This is a genomic window from Pseudomonas onubensis (assembly GCF_965653655.1).
Taxonomy (GTDB): domain Bacteria; phylum Pseudomonadota; class Gammaproteobacteria; order Pseudomonadales; family Pseudomonadaceae; genus Aquipseudomonas.
This window is the reverse complement of record NZ_CBFHAZ010000249.1, coordinates 1-469: the sequence shown is the minus strand read 5'-3', so window position 1 is coordinate 469 and position 469 is coordinate 1. Positions and strand designations below refer to the sequence as shown.

Here is a 469-nt window from a genome sequence, read left to right as displayed (position 1 = left end):
ATATACTTGAAATGCTTCGGATGAAATGTAAGCTGTCCTCTGATCTGGCTGACAAACTCCATAAATATCCACGTTTCATGGTCACTTTCCTCTATAAGATAGATGTCCGGCAGCAAATCCCCTAAAACAGAACGGGCTTTCCCGTATATATTAATCTCGACCTTGTTTTTTTCACGTGAAGATTTATACACCTTCAATATCAGCGGAACAATTCCGGATTTTTTCTTTACAAACAGTTTATAAATGGCGCTTCTGTCTGTTGATTTCAGGCATGTGATGTCATCCGGATTCACCGCGGCCCTTTCACCGAACGAATACGACAGTTTTTCGTCAATTCTCAGTTTTTGAAATGCGTCATACAAAAGATCCTTTTCATACATGCCGATCTTCCTTCCGCTTCCGTTTCCAGCTGTTTTTGAGATGAGACCAAGTGTTTCTGATAAATGGCATCGGGTCATTCCAAGCAAAC

At 40.9% G+C, this 469-nt stretch carries 1 protein-coding gene; it reads right to left on the bottom strand.

From position 1 onward, the window contains the following. The coding region (locus tag ACTD9P_RS29810; RefSeq protein WP_438870444.1) for a hypothetical protein at positions 1-380 on the bottom strand (380 nt) is incomplete at its 3' end. Positions 381-469 lie beyond the last annotated feature (89 nt).